We start from the raw sequence: 17,298 nt of genomic DNA, 5'->3' as shown, positions 1-17,298 counted from the left end.
CTGCTGAAAAATGTACATCCGTGTACATTTTTCAGCTTCGAGTTTTTGCATACGCAAAAACTCGTGCGATGTGTTTTGGGCGGACGTCCTGTCCGCCGCTGGTTTTACGCGCCGTACAGGGTGTACGGTGATTTTGTCATGCGATGTTTTACTTCACTTTTACGATAACGGCTCAGTTTGAGAATTGTTTGTAACTGCTATGGGTGAGCTTCTCTGTTATTAAGTGTACGGTATAGCATGGTTTTACTTTGCGGGCTTCGTGTTTTTTTTGAATCTACTCCGCCTATTTGCAAAAAGGCTGACTCTTATAGAGCTTTTATTTCTTCAACGGAAAGCCCTGATATTGTACAAATATCATTGATTGGATAATTCATACCTTTCATCAGCTTTGCCGTTTCAAGCTTTGTTTTGTATGAGCCGTCAGAAAAACCTTGTTGTATTCCCTGTTGTATGCCAATCCTTAGACTTTCTTCTCTTTGTACTGCGATGTCCGTATCATAATCGTATTCGGCTACTAGCATATTGATTACCTCCCGTGATTTTCTCTGTAAATATTCTTTTAAGATTCCTTTTTCTATACATATCTTTACCGCATTGGTAAAGCCGCTTTCTGGGTCGAGTTGTGTTTGTTTTCTTACCTCTTCTACAAAGAGGCTGTATTCTTCAAGTGGTTTGCAGGCTGCTAAGACTTTATTTGCTTTGTCTGTGTTGATATTGAGAACCCGCACCGTCAACTCCAGCGGCACTTGTTCAGGTTTTGTGATAAACGCATCGGATAGTTTTAGAACCGTAGTTTCGGGATAGTCTTCCGTGCCGTTGTAAAAGACATAAAACTCAGGCGTAGGTATTTTAGACAGCTTTCTTAAATACCTGTCTGTCGGTGCTTGCAGTTTTTCATAGAGCCTAGCTATATATTGTAAAAATCGTAGAGGCATATTTTCATTTATAGAGGATTGATGTTCTGCCAGCACGATGATTTTACCGTCTATAAGGCAGGAAACGTCATTGATTATATTCATGTACATAACATTATCGAGTCTTATATTTTCAACCGGAGACGAAAGCGGAAGGTGTGTACCGTGCAAGGCGTTGTAAAGAGATAAGAAATTTTCTTTTGCAAATATGCGGGCATCTGCTGCGTCGCACGGCAAAAAAGTGTCCTCGACGTATACCCGATACGCCTGCGGTACTTTTTTGCCTAACTCCTTGCATCTGCTCCGCCTATTTGCAAAAGTGCTCATACTATATAACCGCCACGGATGGCGGTGGTTCCACGCAAATGCGATGTTTTGAGCTTTGCTCAAAACTCGAAGTCAACGACTGTACACGGATGTACAGTCGTTGACGGTCGACAAAAACGGAGTCTTTGTATTTTCTGTTTGAAGTACTCATAGCCATCCCCTCATTGATTGTATTATATCACAATTACTGCAATTTTGTAAGAGAATATTTTTTAATTGTTTCAATGTTTCAGACATTTTTATTTAAAAGCAAGAAATATTAAAAGCACTTTGAATTATAGCTTTATACTCCTCGATTGTTGAGGCTTGTACCAATTCTTGGCGGAGTTTTGAGCCGTCAGGTATGCCCTTGGTGTATGCGGCGAAGCGTTTACGCATTTCGCGGCAGCCTTTTTCTTCTCCCTTTTCATCGCATAAAAAGACAAGCTCTTTAAAGCCTGTGCGGATTTTTTGTTCGGTGCTTATTTCCCCGTATGAACCCTTGGTCAAAAGCTCCCTTGTTTGGGTAAAGATAAAGGGGTTTCCCATAGCCCCGCGGGCAAACATTATGCCGGTGCAGCCGGTTTCTTCAAGCATTTTTTTGGCATCCTCAGGCGAAAAAAGATCTCCCGATCCAAAAATAGGAATTTGATAAGGCTTTGCAAATTGAACCAGCTCTGCAAGGATGTTCCAATCGGCCTTCCCCGAATACACCTGTGCACGGGTGCGCGGATGGAGGGTGAGCATTTTAACCCCGGCATCAATTGCGGCTGAAGCAGCTTCTTTCCAGTTGAGTTTATCGGCGGTAAAGCCCGACCTTATTTTAAGAGTTACGGGTATCTTATATGGAGCCATTGCATCATTTACCGCCTTTACAATTTTGTATAAAAGCGGGATGTCCGTCATCAAAGCCGAACCTGCTCCGTTTTTGGTAATCTTTGCCATAGGGCAGCCCGAATTTATATCGATACATTCGGGAGAATATTTTTCGGCGATTATTACGGCTGTTTTTGCCATGTATTCGGGGTTTGAGCCGAAAATCTGCACGGCATAGGCCTTTTCGTTCGGTGCCCTTCCGATTAGGCTTTCGGTTTTATCGGAATCCCTCACAAGGGCCTCTGAGGAGACCATTTCGGTGTATGTAAAATCGGCACCGCAGTCCACGCAGATTGAGCGGAAGGCCTTGTCAGAGTAGCCTGCAACAGGGGCCAAAAATATGTTTCCAGATAAAAGAAGCCCGCCTATTGAGACGGGCTTGTAAAGCGACATTTCCGGCATTTTATTCCGGCAGCCTGAATAGCTTACAGCTGTTTTTCCATAGCTGATCGGCAAGTTCTTCAATATCCATAGAAAGCATTTCCGCCATAAACTTTACGGTTTCTATGGTATTGGCAGGCATGTTCCTTTGGCCTCGGTATACCGAAGGAGGCATAAAGGGGCTTTCGGATTCGACGACGATGCGGTCAAGAGGAAGGGCCAAGACCGTATCATGCAAGTTTCTTGCATTGCGGTAGGTCAAATTTCCTGCAAAGGAGAAATACAGAGGCAGCTTTAAAGCCTCTTTTGCATAAATATCGTCTTCGGAGTAGCAATGTAAAACACCGCCCTCTTTAGGGATTCTTTCCTTTAATATATCAAGAAGGTCCTTTCCGGCTTCTCTGTTATGGATAATTACAGGAAATCCCGCTTTTGAAGCAATATCAAGCTGAGCTATAAAAAGCTCAATCTGCGAGCGCTTATCGCCGTATTTTTTGCAATAATCAAGACCTATCTCTCCTACGGCAATGACATTTGGTAATTTTAAGCTTTCTTCGATTATTTTTTGCCAGTCCTTTCCCGGAGATGTAACTTCGGAGGGAGATACGCCTACGGCATGGTATACCGCAGGTGAAAACCTAAGGGTTTCGTATACCTTTGAGAAATCGTGGAGACTGTTACATATACTTACTATCCTTGTTACAGAGCCTTGTCTGGCTTCTTGTACAACACGCAACTGCTCAATCGGATCAGAATATATCAAGCCGAGATGAGCATGAGTATCAAAAATCTGCATATTATTCTTCCATGTAAACTGATGTTATAAATTTTTACCTATTAACTAAGGTAACACTACCGTCTTTTACAGAATAGCATAGAAAAGCGTAATCGTCAACTTAAATTCTAAAAATTGTCAATAATTTATGTTAATAATAAAAATATCTTGCTTTTTTGATGATTTCGGTATATGATTATTATGTAGGTATATTTTTGGAGGTATATTATGTATAATCAATGTTTAGATCCTTGGTGTATAGCAACTATCGTTTTGTTTGTTGTTATTTCGACAATCCATTTGATTAAGTGTTTTAAGCAAAAACAAAAATGGGCAGATATTACAAAGTTTATGCTGATGCCGTCTTTGCTTTTATTCTTTTTGGCTTTCACTTTTGTTAATGTTCAAAACTTCTCTATTTTACACATTTTAATAATTATTGCTCTGATATCCAGCTTTTTTGGGGATGTTGCTCTTCTTTTTGATAGGGAAAAACAAAACTTTGCGCTTGGAATTTTATTTTTTGCGATTACCCAAATCTGTTACATAGTTTTTGCAATACTCGGTGCTAAGGTTGATTCTATTCCCCTTATTCCCGGAATTGTTTCAGCAGTTATTTTTTTAACTGCAATTATTTATGCCGTAATGATAACAAAAAAACAATTAAAAGGTCTTAAACCCATTGTGGTTCTTTACGGGCTTATAATTTCATCGATGAGCTGGGTTTTTATAGTATTTGCATTTGCAAATCCTGTGGTAGGACTCATACTGGCAGCGATAGGCAGTCTTTTCTTTGTAATATCTGATACCTTTGTTGCATCCCAATATTTTTTGGGAAGCAGAATCGCGACCCGCTTTATTATTATGAAAACCTATATTATTGCCCAACTTTTAATCGTATTCGGTGCTATAGGAATTATAGGAGCCTAAGGGTTTAAAACTCTCAGCTTGAGAAGCGGCAGCGGTTAAGACTCTTATCCGGTGCCGCTTAATTTTTGCACAGCCGATATTAGGATGTTTTTTAGATAAATTGGTATTGCTCTTTATAACAATATATGGCATAATTCTATTTTAGAAAAATGCGGAAATACGCAAAAATCTAAAATGGGGCAAGATGTTTATGAAAATAGCTTCTTGACAAAATTTATATTTTACGCTAGTATCCGAATATCAAATTTTAAAATTTATGGGAGGTGCTCTATGACTATAGTATTACTTTTAACAAGCGGCAAAGATCTTACTCCCGGAAGCTCTTTATAAACCGCATTTTATCAAATCAATTTTATTTATAAAGATTCTCACCTTAAATTCACTTGCTTAATTTTTATTTTTGCTCAAGTTTGCAAATTTTTAAATCCGAATTTTTTGTGATGTATGTTCCGGGAGAAAATAATTCTCTATGTATAAGGAAACATTATGGAAACAATTTTAAATTTCGGGTTTGAAGATTTTTTTAAGGATAAAAAAATTGAAAAAGAGGTTGGGCGTATTATTTTTTTTGGCGGGACTTCCTATAAAATAATATGTAAAGATGGTGAAAAAGAAGCTCGCTTAAAAGGTGCTTTTAAAAAAGAATGCGAGGTATCCGGTACTTATCCTACGGTAGGAGACTGGATCGGTTTTGAATCTCAAGAAAATTCTTTTATTGTACTTATAGATTTTTTATATGAGCGCAAAAATAAGATTTCGAGGACAGACCCTAGGTCAGGCATTGAGCTTGAACAAATTATTGCTGCCAATATTGATACAGCTTTTATATGTATGTCCTTAAATAAGGATTTTAATTTAAACCGTTTGGCTAGATATGTTTTTGCCCTGCAAAATATCGAAACCGTTTTGCTTTTAACTAAGGCGGACTTATCCGAAACAAGGGGAGATGCCGAAAATTTAATAAAAAAGATTTATCCCCATTTAAAAGTTTATTGCATAAGTATTTTTGAACCTGAAAGTTTAAAAAATATAAAGCATTATTTTAAAAAGGGAAAGACTTCGGTGCTGATCGGTTCTTCCGGCGTTGGAAAATCGAGCCTTGTAAACAGCTTAACCGGGAAAGAAATTTTACGCACAAACGAAACAAATAAAAAGATAGATAAGGGCGTTCATACTACAACGAACCGTCAGATAATTTCTTTAGGAGAAGATTCGGGCGTTATAATGGATACTCCCGGCATGAAGGTTCTGGGTATCTGGGATTCGGACAGCGGGGAAAATTCTTTTGCCGATATTACCGAGCTAAAATCCAAGTGTCTTTTTAGCGACTGTACGCATACATGCGAAAAAGGCTGTGCCGTTTTAGAAGCTCTTAAAACGGGCTTACTGGATAAAAACAGGTATGAACTCTACCTGCAATTATTAAAAGAGGATAGAAGAAAAATAAGACGGGAAAAACGGCAGGAAAAATTCTTAACAAGGAAGGAAGAAAAATCCAAGTCGGCAAAAAGGCGCTTTAAAGAAAAGAAAAATATAAAACAAACCTTTAAAAAAGATTTGGATGAGCTGCTTTATGAATAAGTTTTTTTAGTTCTTTCCCGATTTTTTTTCAATATGTGTTTTTCTTTTGCCGAAAATGTGCTATAATTCTTTCAGGTGGTATGCATGATTAGTGATAGACAGAAGATGGAGACTTTAAGTAATACTCCTCTTTTTGCAGGCTGGGATGAAGTTTACTTAAAAGACATAGCCGATAATGCCGGTATAGACAGCTATCAGAAAGGTGATGTTATTTTTAGGCAGGATACAAAAGGCGACCGTTTTTATATTATTGTAGAAGGAAATGTTATCATTGTATCTCCTGAAGATAAGTCGGTTCTTGCCGAATTTGTAAAAGGAGAAATGTTCGGTGAAACGGCTATGCTTACCGCGGAAGAACAAAAGGCTATCGCTTCTGCAAATGAAGATTCTGTCATTCTTTCTTTTCCTAAAGACGGAATTCCTATGGAAGAAGTTTTTAAAAATAATCCTATAACCTATGCCCAATTATTAAAGTCCTATCTGGTTATGGTTTCAAGAAGAACCCGAAAGGCGAACTCGCTAATAAAAGAAAACTCCCCAATCATGCAGGAATTACAAAAACAGGTTTACGGAGATAAATTGACCGGACTTTTAAATAAAGCTTATCTTGAAGAAAATATTAAAAATTTTATGAAAAGCTCTTTTTCTCTTATCATGATGAAGCCGGATAATTTTAAGGCTATTAACGACACCTACGGCCACGAAAAAGGAGATGCGTGTCTTACCTTTATCGGTAATCACCTGAGCCGGTTTTTAGATACCGATTCGGTTTTAATCCGATATCAGGGAAACGAATTTGCAGTCTTAACTCCCGAGTTAGGGCGTGACGGAGCTGCAAGTTTAGCCGAAAAGATAAAGGCAGAGCTTGAAAATTTGGATATTTCTCCAGTGCTGCAAAAACATTTTAAGCTAAGCATGAGTCTGGGCGTATTGCTCTATCCCGATACTAAGATAGATCAAGCCGATTTTATAAAGCAGTGTTCCGAAATTCCGCTTATAGGAAGATCCCGAGGCGGTTCTCTCATTCTTTTTGAGGAGGACATAAATGAATAGCTCGAAACAAAAATGGCTTGAAATATTACAGACAGCTCGGCTTTTCGCTCATCTTTCTATACCGGAGATTCAGGTTTTGGCCGAAGCCATGTTTTATTCCGAATTTGAGGCAGGACAGGCCTTGGTTTATGAAGGAGAATCGGGTAATGAACTTTTTATCATTGTAAAAGGTTATATTTCGGTTTCGGTAAAATCTGAAGGAAAAGAGATCGAGCTTGTCTGCCTTGGAGCAGGAGACTTTTTCGGTGAGATGGCTATGCTTGAACAAGAGCACCGCTCGGCGACCTGTAAGGCGGTAGAACCGACCTCTTGTCTTGTTTTAAAGTCCCAAGATTTTTCTTCTCTTATTATAGACCAGCCGAAAATCGCTTCAACGGTTTTGTATAATATGCTTAAAATTACGGGAAGCCGTTTAAGCAAAACTGACGGTCTTCTTTCCCAGATAATCAGATGGGGTGATGATGCAAAAAAACGAGCCATTACGGATGAGTTTACGGGGCTTTATAACAGAAGGTATCTGGACGAATCTTTCGAAGGGCTTCTTAAGCGATGTGTCCGCCAGCATCTGGGAGTAAATTTTGCCATGGTCGATGTTGATCATTTCGGGCAGCTTAATAAAGATTACGGAGCTGTTTTTTGCGACAAGGTTTTATTAGCCATTGTCGAAGTTTTTAAACATAATTTTGACACCGATGATATTTTAATCCGGTACGGCGGCGATGAGTTTTCATTTATCATAAGAGGAATTATGGAAAGAGCCGAGCTCCAATGCAAAAAAGTTTGTGCTGAGGTTAATGCCCTGACTTTTCAAGAACACCCGGAACTGCGCGTTTCATGTTCAATAGGTCTTGCTTCTTATGATGAAAAAATATCCGCATCTGAACTTTTAAAATTTGCCGATACAGCTCTTTACGCGGCGAAAGAATCGGGAAGAAACAGAGTTTCCGTTTATCAAAAATAGCCGCATCTTCCCCCTATTGTAATTTTCCTCAACAAGTGATAAAGTAAGCCGAGTAAAATTTTTTTATGTTCTTTTTGGAGGCAAAATGAATTATCTTGAATCGAACAACCTCGCAATTATCGCTTGTCCGGGAGGAGAAGAGTTTGCAAATTTAACGATTAGGAATTTGAAGCATATCTATGCCCGTAAGTTGTACCAGCAAAGCGAAAAACTTGCAAAGAGGTACAATACCTCCGCTGAGGATATGATTCAAAAGTTTAACTTTTATAACGATTTGTTTGCAGGCAGAATGTCGGTAAACAAAGATACAAATAAAATCCATGTACCTAAATTTAAGGTAGATGCCCGCTTTACATATTTTATGAATGGGGAGTTTAAAACCGAACTCCTTGAAACAGTCCGCGGAAAAGACGTTTATATTTTTCAGGATGTTGAAAACAAACAGGAAATTACCATCAATGAAGGGAAAAACAAGGTAGTATTTTCGGTAAATGATCACCTTATGTCCCTCATCGTAACCATAGATGCAGTGCGCCATGCCGGTGCAGGAAGAATATCCTTGGTTCTTCCGGTTTATCCTTACAGCCGCCAGCATAAAAAGAAGGGAAGGGAAGGCTTAACAGCCAGCTTACTCGGCCATATTTATGAAGACCTCGATGTAGAGCAGATTATAACCCTCGATATTCACTCCCGTGAAATTGAAAATTCCTTCCATTCCGCGCGCTTACAAAACCTTCATGCAAGCTATCAGATTATCCGTGAGCTTACGAGAATACTCGATTTGAGTGCCGACTCGGAAGAACAATTTGTAGTCGTTTCTCCCGATTCCGGGGCTGTTGACCGAAACAAATTCTATTCGTCGGGCTTGCAAAAACCCCTCGCCATGATATATAAGGAAAGGGATTATTCCGTCGTTACCCAAAATGCCAAACAGTCGAATATTGTAAGCATTAAACTTTTGGGCGATGTTGAAGGAAAAAACGCCTTCCTCGCAGACGACATGTTGGGTACGGGAGGAACTCTTTTAAAGGCTATGGAATTCTTGAAGAGCAAGGGAGCAAAAAAGGTTATAGCCGCAGTAAGTCTTCCCTTCTTTACGGGAGATGCCATTCAGCAATTTGATGAGGCCTATTCCAAGGGGCTTTTTTACAGGGTTATAGGTACAAACGCCGTTTACCACACCGAGTTAAAACAAAAAGAATGGTATATCGAAACCGATGTGTCGGGTCTCTTTGCTCAAGTTATCACGCGGCTTCACGAAAATCTCTCGCTTTCGAGCCTCCTCGATAACAGGGATATTATCGAAAAATTGCTTAAAAATGCGTCAATGCCTAAAAAATAATTTTTGTGCTGCCGTCTTTGACATAGGAACTTCCTCCCTCAAAGGAGCCCTCATAGCCGAAGACGGCAAGGTTCATACTCAAGGCCGCTTATTTTTTCCTCAAAACCTTGAAGCCGAAACATGGCTTGTTTCTTTTGAAAACCTTTTTAAACAGTTTTCCGACTTTGCGGAAATAAAAGGCATTAAGATTTGCGGTATCTGCATTTCGGGGAATGGGCCGAGCTTGGTTGCCGTATCAGACAAAAGCGGAAGCAGGGATTTTTTGCTTTTGTGGAACAAGGCTTCTCCCGAAGCCTCTGACGGAAACGCCAAGGAGAAAAATCTTCTTTACGGTAAGTCCATTTTTTTGCCGCGCCTGGATTTATTCCGAAACTCTTACCCGGAAATATTCGATAATGCAAAATATATTTTATCGGGCCCCGAATATTTAATTTATAAGCTTACAAAAAATGCGGTGACCGTTTTACCCGAAAAGAGATATGTATCCGCTTATTGGTCGGATGAAGAGCTAAAGGCCTTATCAATACCCAAAAAAAAGATCCCACCCTTTGTTCCGCTAGGCGAGCATTGCGGCCTTTACCGTAATATCCCGGTTTTTGCAGGGCCTCCCGATTTTATAGCAGCCCTCATCGGCACAAACACCTTGAAGCCGGGAAGGGCCTGCGACAGGGCCGGTTCAAGCGAGGGAATAAATATCTGTATCGAAGCTCCTCCTGAAAGCTCCAAACTGAAAGGCTTACGCCTTCTTCCTTCTCTCATTTCTGACCTTTGGAATCTTTCGTACATAATAGAGGATTCGGGCAGCCTTTTTTACGAATATATAAAAAAGCACGGGGGGAGTTTTATGGACTTTGATGCCTTTGTGCACAGTATAAATACTATCGAGTCCTATAAAGAAAATGAAGCGGAAGGAAGGGCTATCATCGAGGCTCTTGCTTTTAAGGTAAAAGAGGGAATGGATTTGCTTGAAAAGGCCGCAGGCTTTCGCCCTGTGTATACACTCTCGGGCGGGCAGGCCAATAACAAACTTTGGCGGGAACTAAAGGCCGAAATTACGGGCAGAGAATTTAAGGTGCTGCAAATAGCCGACGCCGAGCTCTTGGGCAACGCCGCAATAGTTTTTACTTCTCTTAAAACCTATGCATCGATAAGCGAAGCCGCCGATGGAATAGCGTCTTTTTGATTTGCATTTTTTTATTTAACCGCAAAGAGCGCCAAGGACGCAAAGGTTTTTAAGGGTGTCTTTGTAAGACCATCCTTAAATTATCCTTTGCGTTCCTTGCGGTTCATTTTTTAACTCGAAGCTAAAACCCTGCGAATTTCTCCTCCGTGGTTCCCATAGCGGCGGCGTTTGTTTTGTAGGTTTCAAGCTCGGCACTCGGTACCTGTATGCCGCCTGCTTTTAAACCGGTACACCCGAAAAAGGTACTTCTAAAATCGGTGCTGGTGTAAGGGCAGTTAAGTTTTACCTCTTTTAAAGCTGAACAACCCGAAAAACAGCTTTTCATATTCGTAACGAGAGCAGGAATGTCCGGGCCTTGAGTTAAACTTGTGCAGCTGTTAAAACAAGAATCCATAATCCTAACGCTTGCAGGGATAACGGGAGCTTTGCTAAACTTGTTCAGGTTTTCTTCCCTCCCCTATAACCCCTCCCATCTTCAAAAGAACCGCTTAGGGCTTAGCCAGCCCTAAGAACCCGGCCTATACAGCTGACAGCTGTACGTTCGATATTATCTTTAAGTGTGAGCACATTTTCAAATGTGCGAACTTAAAGCCGGTTATCCGCGATGTTTTGACGGGCATAATGCCGCATATAAAACATCTTGTTTCAAGTCCCGAACAGGACGTTCGGCAAAGCCGTTAGTAATGAGTTTTGGGCAAAGCCCAAAACTCAAGTTAAAAACCGCACAGGACGTGCGGTTTTTAAACCTACTCCATCGTTACAACAATGCCGTATGCTTCAGCGTTGTTGTCGGTAAGGACGGTTATGTCGGCATCGGAGGCAGAAGAAATGGCGGAAGTGAACTTCCAATAGGCGGCTTTTTTTACACCGCTTTCTTGAATATAACCTGCCGCATAGATGTCGTTTCCGAAAGCGTAGAGGGCATTCACCATGCCGTTCTCGATACTTAAAGGTATGGCTGTAAAAGAGCCGTCCGTTCCCTTCCAAATACAGGGGCTGCCGCTGTTTTCCCCGCCTATAAAAACAAGGTTGTCTTTTGTGCAGGCGGCGTTTGCTTCAGAGCTGCCGATTCCAAGTTCCGTTTCCGCTGCACTTGAGCCCGTAACCTTCCATACCGCAGCTTTCTGTGCCGCATTCCATCCTGCAGCGTAGACTGCGCTGTCCAAAAAGCATACCGCCTTGGGCCAGACAGAGCTTCCCGTAGCCAGTACCGTTTCGGTGCGCGAGGCTTCGTCAAGAGCTTTGTTTATTGTCCATAAGGCACCTTTTTTTTGGGAGGAGTTGCTGTTGTTTATTTTTCCTACGGCATACAAGGTGAAAGGCGAGGCGCACAAGCCGAAGACCTCCGAATCATTCTCCGTTCCCTCTCTTGTACGCAGATGAGCGATGCGCACCGCGTTTTTGTCCGTTATGTCGGCAACGGAGGCTTCCCACGCTCCGTCTTTTTCGAGCACTCCCGCTATGTAGAGGGAAGCGCCTTCGCTTAAAATTGCATGTGCGTCGGTCCATTGTTCGGGGCTTTTCCAATACAGGGAGCTTCCCTCCCATACAAGGGCGGTTAGTATCCCGTATTCTTGTTGATTCCCTGCACTGTAGGCTTTTCCGTCTTTAAGGGTAAGGGAATTTGGATATCCTTCATCCATAGACAGCTCGTACTTGGTGCCGTTTTTCCAATAACAGGGCTTTTCATTCCCGCCTGTTGTTATAGAGCCTGCAAGGTAGACGGCTGTTGTAAGCGTTGTGCCCCCGCCCGTTCCGCCGGAACTTGTTCCGCCGCCTCCTGCGGAGTTGGGGCAGGCGGTAAAGAGCCCCATAATCACTAACGATGCGGCAAGTGTGAGGACTGCCGCCCAATGTGTGAAACGCTGTGCGCTTCCGATTTTGTTTGTGTTTGAGTTTTTCATATCAAACCTCCTTATAATTGTGTAATTTAACCGCTAAGGGCGCAAAGATATTTGAGGGAGATGTTGTAAGGTATTTTTTAATTATCCTTTGCGAAGTTGAGCGAAGCTCAACGCTTGGCGGTCTTTGCGGTTCTTTAAACGGTGTGAGAAGATTGTGCTGTGTGTGCGGTTTATTTAAAAGAGTGCTGAGTGCTGAGTGCTGAGTGCTGAGTGCTGAGTGCTGAGTGCTGAGTGCTGAGTGCTGAGTGCTGAGTGCTGAGTGCTGAGTGCTGAGTGCTGAGTGCTGAGTGCTGAGTAATTATGGGGGCGCGTTCGGCTTTGTCAAGTAGTTTTGCCGACTTTTCCAAACTTTTTTGAGAACCCTTTATTGTACTGTTTAAGCGGTTTATTTCCCCCTTCATACTATACATTATAGTTCAAGTTTTTGAGAATAACAAGTTTTTGGAAAAGTTTTTTAATTTATTTTGGAAAAGGGGAAATGCCGAACTTCGTACTTTGCCCTTTGTCAATTTTAATAATTTATGTTATAATAATGGGCGAGGAGGCGCAAGAAAATGTCTAAGCATAAACGCAGCTATAAAGATTCGGTATTCGTTGACCTTTTTGCAGAAGACGAAAAGGCCAAGGAAAACTTTTTGTCGCTCTATAATGCCTTGCACGGTACTTCGCTTACGGCTACTGAAGATTTGAAAAATATCCGATTGGATCAGGTTCTCTATATGGCCTTCTATAACGATGTGTCTTATCTGGTCGATAACAAAATAATAGTGCTCGCGGAACATCAATCTACTATCAATCCTAATATGCCTTTGCGGTGTCTTGAATATATCGGACGCCTGTATGAAACTCTCTTTGAATCAAAGGAAAAATACAGCCGTAAACTCCTAAATATTCCGACACCGGAGTTTTATGTTTTTTATAATGGAGAAGAAACTTATCCTTCCGATAAAACTCTGAAACTATCGGATGCTTTTATCGAAAAATCTTCATTGCCTAGTCTTGAATTAACCGTTAAAGTAATAAATATCAACCAACAAAACCGCCATCCTTTATTGGAAAACTGCAAGACGATGTATGAATACACCGTATTTGTGGAAACGGTGCGCAGATGGAAAAAAGAAGACCCTCAAAACGGCTTTCAAAAAGCCATCGATGAATGTATACAAAATAATATTTTGCGTGATTATCTAAAACGCAAGACCAAGGAGGTAATAAATATGTTGCTGGCCGAATATGATTACGAAACAGATATAGCAGTACAACGAGAAGAAAGCCTGATGATTGGAATACAACAAGGAATTGAGCGAGGCTCTTATCAAACCAAACTTGAAACGGCAAAGTTGATGAAGGGGATGAATTATCCGATTACCGATATTTGTACAATATCGGGCTTAAGCATTGAAGAAGTAAAAGCATTATAGGGTCGATCGCTCTTCTTCATTTCCCCTAACTTGAACTGTCCTCTTTAAACGTGTATAATGTCAGGCTATGCAAGAATCGAAACCGCTTATAATTCAAGGAGACCGCTCCATTCTTTTGGACATTCACGACCCGGAGGCAGATGAGGCCCGCTTTGCCCTTATACCCTTTGCAGAGCTTGAAAAGTCGCCTGAACATCTTCACACTTACAGGCTGACTCCCCTCTCGCTTTGGAATGCGGCAGGGGTCGGGCTTTCAGCCGATTCTATTATGAAAACTCTCACCAGTTTTTCCCGCTTTAAGGTTCCCGAATCGATCTTGGTTTGGATGAAAGAAACGATGGGGCGTTACGGGAAGATAAAGCTCCTCCCTCTCGAAAAGCCTCAAGAGGACAATGCTGATGTTACCGAAGAAAAAGAAACCGGCGCTGCAAATCTCGAAACTGTTGAGGCGGAATTCTTGCGGCTAAAGACTGAAAACTCTCTTATCTTTAAAGAACTAAAAAGCAGTAAGCTTCTTTCAAAATATTTAATAGAAGACTCCGATGAAGAAAACTCCTTTTTGATTTCTCTTTTAAACAGAGGAACGGTAAAGCAGGCTCTTTTAAAACAGGGCTGGCCCGTGAAAGATGAGGTTCCCCTCCGCGACGGCGAGCCCTTAGATATTTCTCTAAAAGAAAAAACTTCGAGCGGGGCCGAATTCGAAATCAGAGATTATCAAAGGGATGCGGCCTCTTCCTTTGTGGGCGATAAGTCGGCAGGGACGGGCTTCGGCACTATTGTTCTTCCCTGCGGTTCAGGAAAAACTATAGTCGGAATGCTCACGATGAGCCTTCTTAAAACAAGCACTCTTATTCTTACTCCCAATGTGGCTGCCGTTTACCAGTGGAGGCGGGAGCTTTTGGATAAGACAAATATAAGCGAAGAAGATATAGGCTTATACACGGGCGAGGTAAAGGAGATAAGTCCTATTACTATAGCGACCTATCAGGTGCTCACTTGGAGGCCAAACACCGACTCTGCCTTTCCTCATTTTAAGATTTTTAGGGAAAGGGCCTGGGGGCTTATAATCTATGATGAGGTTCACCTATTGCCTGCTCCCGTTTTTAGAATTACGGCTGAGCTTCAAGTTATAAGAAGACTCGGGCTTACTGCAACCCTTGTGAGGGAAGACGGCTGCGAGGGAGATGTGTTCAGCCTTGTCGGACCTAAACGCTTCGATGTGCCGTGGAAGGACCTGGAGCAAAAGGGCTGGATAGCAAGGGCCTATTGTACCGAAATCCGTGTAAACATTGCTCCTTCAAAGGAGATAGAGTACGCTGTGGGTACAACGCGAGAAAAGCACCGCATTGCAAGTGAAAATCCTGCAAAGCTCGAAATAGTCAAAAAACTTTTGGCCAGGCACAAGGAAAATCAGACTCTTATAATCGGGCAGTACCTTTCCCAACTTGAAACAATTGCAAAAGAAATAAAGGCTCCCCTTATTACCGGGAAAAATACAAATGCCGAGAGGGAGGTTTTGTATGATGCCTTTAGAAAGGGGGAGATAAATGTTTTGGTGGTCTCTAAGGTTGCAAATTTTGCTATTGACTTGCCCGATGCCTCGGTTGCTATTCAGGTGTCCGGTGTGTTCGGGAGCCGACAAGAAGAGGCTCAGCGCTTGGGCAGAATCTTGCGGCCTAAGGAATGCGATTCTCATTTTTACAGCATCGTAACCCGCCAAACCATAGAAGAGGGCTTTGCCGAAAAGCGTCAAAAGTTTTTGGCCGAACAGGGCTATGACTATTCGATTCTTACCGAAGCTGAACTGGATGATTGTGCCGGAAGCTCATCTTAATTTAGGAAGAGATAGATGAATATTGTTTTGTTTTCGGCTGATGATTTTTTAAACGGTGATTGCGTACAATCTTATTGTGTAAACTCCGATTTATCCGATTTAATTGGAAAAAGATTTCTTCAAAATGCCGAAGATGGGTGCTGCGTTTTTTATAAAAACGATGAACGCTATCAGCACATAAAAAAGGTCTTGCACCTAAAGGAAGGTGATGCTTTTAAAGCAGGTCTTATAAACGGAAACATAGGAGAGGCTCTTATCTCTCACCTTTCCGAAGAAAAAATAGTTTTTTCTTTTTCTCCGAATAGAGCCGATAAAATTGAGGATCGCACAGATGCCGACAGAATTGAAAGAAAACCGCTGCCTCTTCCGCCGATAAAAATAATCTTGGGTTTTCCCCGTCCCATTCAGTTGAGGCGCATCTTGCGGGATGCGGCGAGTTTGGGCTTTGCAGAAATCATATTATGCGGAACGGAATTGGGAGAGCGTTCCTATTTAAGGTCAAACCTTTCAAGCCCCGAAGAAATAAAAAAATACATTATCGACGGAATCTCGCAAGCAGGCCAAACTCTGATGCCTGAATTTTCTTTTTGCAATTCGGTAAAAGAAGCCTTAAAAGATTTAAGCGATACCTCATTCAGCGGAAGCAAGGTTCTTCTCGACATAGGAGACTTTCCTTCACTTTCTACATTTAAGATGCAGGAAGGTGAAGATTTAACTATAGCAATCGGAAGCGAAAGGGGCTGGACTCAAAACGAGAGGGAAACCTTTTTAGCTGAAGGCTTTGTTTCTTACTCTATGGGAAAGCGCATCTTACGCACCGAAACGGCCATCACCTCTGCCTTAGCCGTTCTCCTTGCAAATAACGGCTTTTGGGGATAGGGCCATTGGGCTTAACCCCGCCATATAAGTTCATTTTAAAAACGCCGATTTTTATAGGGCTTGGATTTCCTTAATGCTTAAACCTGTTCCTTGGGCTATTTTATCAATATCAATTCCAAGTTTTTTAAATGCTGCAGCCGTTTCAAGAGCTTTTTGGTAGGAGCCGTCAGCAAAACCTTCTTGTCTGCCTTTTATTTCACCATCTAATATTCCTTCCCGATAACCTTCACTTATACATGATGCCCTGTCGTGTTCGTATTTCATGCGGGCGTCGTATAGCCATTTATCTCGAGGGCTCATTTCCATTATTATAATTTTATCATTTGCTTTTGCCATTACTTTAGAAGTTTCTGCCAACATTTTTCTTACCTCCGGATCATCAGTTTCAATAAATTTTAACCAGTTTAATAAGCGCTTCGTTTTATCATCCTTACATTGACTTTCTTTTAATAGCCTTGCTTTTTCAAGGTTCAGTATATGAATCTCAAGTTTTGAAACTAAAGGCTCCTTTGTCTCTTGTTCAAGGATAAAATATCGATTGTGCAAACGCTTATTTTTATTAAAGCCTTTTCCTATCAAGTTTATTGTAATACACTTTGGAAGTTTTGTATAGTCTTGACCTTGTTTTACACCTTCATTGTACATCTTAGACCAATAATACAAGGTTCTTTCAGGAAAATCAAAATGCCATCTGTTTTGAATCTCAATATCAATAAAAGTTTCGTCTTTTAATCTTAGTTTTATATCCAAGATACCTAACTTTTCATTTAAAAGTTCTTTGTGAAACTCCTTATCCAAGAGTTCTAAATCGGCTATGGTCTCAGGCGGAATGTCCAGTATACATTCCAGAAAATCCTGTAGTACGTCCTTGTTTTCTTCCACTCCGAACACTCGTTTAAAGGCATAGTCGTTGCGGAGAGTGATTTTAAATAGTTTTTCCATGTTTAATCTCTCTAAT

The 17,298-nt window shown here is 41.3% G+C and carries 15 protein-coding genes; 9 read left to right on the top strand and 6 right to left on the bottom strand.

All coding sequences use genetic code 11. The annotated features are described in order from the left end of the window. Positions 1-305: 305 nt before the first annotated feature. The 3 genes from E4O01_RS11100 to E4O01_RS11090 form a co-directional block, all read right to left on the bottom strand. Entirely contained in the window at positions 306-1,151 is an 846-nt protein-coding gene (locus E4O01_RS11100) for an Rpn family recombination-promoting nuclease/putative transposase (RefSeq protein WP_253695215.1), read from the bottom strand. A 333-nt stretch (positions 1,152-1,484) separates the two neighbouring features. Further along, positions 1,485-2,498 carry a tRNA dihydrouridine synthase DusB gene (gene dusB / locus E4O01_RS11095; protein ID WP_253692250.1) on the bottom strand — a complete coding sequence of 338 codons (1,014 nt, stop codon included), beginning with the start codon at positions 2,496-2,498 and terminating at the stop codon, positions 1,485-1,487. A 1-nt stretch (position 2,499) separates the two neighbouring features. Further along, on the bottom strand, positions 2,500-3,273 hold the full coding sequence (locus E4O01_RS11090) for a TatD family hydrolase (RefSeq protein WP_253692249.1): 774 nt from the start codon (positions 3,271-3,273) through the stop codon (positions 2,500-2,502). Between the two features lie 207 nt (positions 3,274-3,480). Between E4O01_RS11090 and E4O01_RS11085 the strand changes: the two genes are divergently transcribed. From E4O01_RS11085 to E4O01_RS11060, 6 genes are all read left to right on the top strand, one after another. Further along, on the top strand, positions 3,481-4,182 hold the full coding sequence (locus E4O01_RS11085; RefSeq protein ID WP_253692248.1) for a lysoplasmalogenase: 702 nt from the start codon (positions 3,481-3,483) through the stop codon (positions 4,180-4,182). Positions 4,183-4,668: 486 nt separating this feature from the next. Next, positions 4,669-5,763, top strand: a complete 1,095-nt coding sequence (gene rsgA, locus E4O01_RS11080) for a ribosome small subunit-dependent GTPase A (RefSeq protein WP_253692247.1) — start codon at positions 4,669-4,671, stop codon at positions 5,761-5,763. An 84-nt stretch (positions 5,764-5,847) separates the two neighbouring features. Continuing rightward, positions 5,848-6,816, top strand: a complete 969-nt coding sequence (locus E4O01_RS11075) for a GGDEF domain-containing protein (protein WP_253692246.1) — start codon at positions 5,848-5,850, stop codon at positions 6,814-6,816. Then, positions 6,809-7,777, top strand: a complete 969-nt coding sequence (locus E4O01_RS11070; protein WP_253692245.1) for a GGDEF domain-containing protein — start codon at positions 6,809-6,811, stop codon at positions 7,775-7,777. Before E4O01_RS11075 ends, E4O01_RS11070 begins: the two co-directional genes overlap by 8 nt. 85 nt (positions 7,778-7,862) lie before the next feature. Then, entirely contained in the window at positions 7,863-9,119 is a 1,257-nt protein-coding gene (locus E4O01_RS11065; protein ID WP_253692244.1) for a ribose-phosphate pyrophosphokinase, read from the top strand. Then, complete coding sequence (locus E4O01_RS11060; protein ID WP_253692243.1) at positions 9,097-10,302, top strand: FGGY-family carbohydrate kinase; 1,206 nt, start codon at positions 9,097-9,099, stop codon at positions 10,300-10,302. The genes E4O01_RS11065 and E4O01_RS11060 overlap by 23 nt, the downstream gene beginning before the upstream one ends. 121 nt (positions 10,303-10,423) lie before the next feature. Here E4O01_RS11060 and E4O01_RS11055 read toward each other — a convergent pair whose 3' ends face one another. Both E4O01_RS11055 and E4O01_RS11050 read right to left on the bottom strand, forming a co-directional pair. Beyond that, a complete protein-coding gene (locus E4O01_RS11055; protein ID WP_253692242.1) occupies positions 10,424-10,696 on the bottom strand; it encodes a hypothetical protein in 273 nt (90 codons plus the stop codon). 352 nt (positions 10,697-11,048) lie between these two features. After that, positions 11,049-12,206 carry a hypothetical protein gene (locus tag E4O01_RS11050; RefSeq protein ID WP_253692241.1) on the bottom strand — a complete coding sequence of 386 codons (1,158 nt, stop codon included), beginning with the start codon at positions 12,204-12,206 and terminating at the stop codon, positions 11,049-11,051. 554 nt (positions 12,207-12,760) lie between these two features. Between E4O01_RS11050 and E4O01_RS11045 the strand changes: the two genes are divergently transcribed. The 3 genes from E4O01_RS11045 to E4O01_RS11035 all read left to right on the top strand — a co-directional run bounded on the left by E4O01_RS11045 (position 12,761) and on the right by E4O01_RS11035 (position 16,340). Next, positions 12,761-13,627 (top strand): Rpn family recombination-promoting nuclease/putative transposase, encoded by an 867-nt coding sequence (locus E4O01_RS11045; protein ID WP_253692240.1) that lies wholly within the window; start codon positions 12,761-12,763, stop codon positions 13,625-13,627. Between the two features lie 67 nt (positions 13,628-13,694). Continuing rightward, positions 13,695-15,461: a DNA repair helicase XPB gene (locus tag E4O01_RS11040; RefSeq protein WP_253692239.1), complete on the top strand. Its 1,767-nt coding sequence runs from the start codon at positions 13,695-13,697 to the stop codon at positions 15,459-15,461. A gap of 15 nt (positions 15,462-15,476) precedes the next feature. Continuing rightward, positions 15,477-16,340 (top strand): 16S rRNA (uracil(1498)-N(3))-methyltransferase, encoded by an 864-nt coding sequence (locus E4O01_RS11035; RefSeq protein WP_253692238.1) that lies wholly within the window; start codon positions 15,477-15,479, stop codon positions 16,338-16,340. Positions 16,341-16,391: 51 nt separating this feature from the next. On the opposite strand, the gene E4O01_RS11030 is transcribed toward E4O01_RS11035, so the two are convergent. After that, positions 16,392-17,282 carry an Rpn family recombination-promoting nuclease/putative transposase gene (locus E4O01_RS11030; RefSeq protein ID WP_253692237.1) on the bottom strand — a complete coding sequence of 297 codons (891 nt, stop codon included), beginning with the start codon at positions 17,280-17,282 and terminating at the stop codon, positions 16,392-16,394. Positions 17,283-17,298 lie beyond the last annotated feature (16 nt).

The organism is Treponema sp. OMZ 790 (genome assembly GCF_024181285.1).
Lineage (GTDB): Bacteria > Spirochaetota > Spirochaetia > Treponematales > Treponemataceae > Treponema_B.
The sequence above is the reverse complement of the archived record's forward strand: the minus strand, read 5'-3'. Positions and strand labels throughout refer to the sequence as shown.